We start from the raw sequence: 1,699 nt of genomic DNA, 5'->3' as shown, positions 1-1,699 counted from the left end.
CTTACACCTGGAAAAACAGAACTCGCCCGCTTCGCGGGCTTCAAACAGGCTGTTTTTCTATTTCAGCTGTAAGGGCTGCTTGCTGATCGCAACTATTTTACAAGGGGCGTTTTTGCTTTTTCTACGTAGCTTTGCCACTGCGCTGAACAGCTACTACTAATTTGACAATCAGCTAATAAACTGCGTGGGCCATACCTTGTTGCTGCCACAGTGCTAGTTAGATAGTTGATGTCTCACTTTGGAGCCCTTTCTTTTACGATTTGACCGTGTCCATACATAGTGTAGGGCTAACATAGTTAGGCCACTAACTAATACGCAAGGAAAAAAACTACTGTCTGTCCGTAATATATGAGCAATCCATTTACGCCAGGCGGAAACAGCTAAGGCACCTGTAGCCATACCAATTAACGCAATAGTTGAACTGGTACTAAAGCCTAAAACGGCTAAAATAAATGGAGCAGCTACCATGGGGATATAAAGTCGGTTAATCCAGTCAGTCAAACAACGTAAGGAGAAAAAATAAGGGATATGTAAGCACAAGAGAATACTCAATGTAACAATCAGTAATATAGCTACATAAGCTATTTTATAATGGTCCATACAGGAGAGTTTTTTTCTAAGCCGTAGAGGAAGTATTACAGGTACTATATCATAGCTTATCATAATTGCAGAGATATGGAGCCTAGAATCAGCCGTAGACATCGTAAGAGCTAATAAACAAATACAGAATACCCCTTTACATAAGGGAGAAATATGGGTCAATAGGTAATGCAAGCTCTCTTGTCGTGGTAAATCTGGTGGGAGCCATAGAAAAGCGAATGTACCAGTCACAATACAACATATCATAACTATACAACCAACTATACCAGCATATAAGCAAACTTTTTTGGCTTGAGCAGGCTGAGCGGCCATATAAATATGCTGCATATAACCAGGTTCTATAAAGGCAAATATAAAGGCCAGGTAGCGAAATGTAAAGGCTAACTTCTGTCGCTTAAGCAATGGTTCACTCCATCCAAATTCTTTGTGCGTAGTTATAAGAGCAATTGTTTCCTTAATTGAACGACCTGTTTGTGTAAACATAAACCATCCTAAAAGACAAATAAGGGTCACAAAAGTGATGAATTGCCATATATCTGTCAATACAACGGCACGGCTACCACCCAGTATAGTGTAGACAACAAGTAGTATGGCAGCCAGCATGGTAACAAATATTGGATTAACCGAGTTTATACAGCTACTTATCACTTCTGATAATATATGGAGTTGCGTAGCAACAAGGGTAATAGATAGGAAAACACTCAGTAAAGCCGTAATAATCCTTGGATATTTACCATATACACGAGCCATTGTCTCGGGCATGGAGATATGATAGATAAATTTAGACATCTTTACGCTTAAGCAACTAAGTATAAAGAAAGAAATAAAAATACCGAGCAATCGCCACATTATCCACAACGGATCCAAAGAAAAATTAGTGATACTAATAATGAAGGTGGCTCCACCATAAAAAGTGGCCAATGAAGTAGCTACCAAACTAGCCGTAGAAAATTGTCGATTACCTACAGCATAGACTCGAAAAGAAGTAAACTTACCAATAGAATAAAAAACTATCACGGCAGTAGATAACAGAAAAGTTATCATGAAAAACAAAGGAATATCAAAGGACATAACTAATATAATTGTAGTAGTTGATATT

The 1,699-nt window shown here is 38.4% G+C and carries 1 protein-coding gene; it reads right to left on the bottom strand.

Going from position 1 to position 1,699, the window contains the following annotated elements:
* Positions 1 to 213 precede the first annotated feature (213 nt).
* Positions 214 to 1,699: sodium:solute symporter (locus tag MUW74_RS04190; RefSeq protein WP_369127117.1), on the bottom strand; the 1,486-nt coding region annotated here is incomplete at its 5' end.

It is taken from the genome of Candidatus Cardinium sp. cBcalN2 (genome assembly GCF_022810445.1).
Classification (GTDB): Bacteria; Bacteroidota; Bacteroidia; order Cytophagales; family Amoebophilaceae; genus Cardinium.
This window is presented reverse-complemented; position numbering and strand designations above follow the sequence as displayed.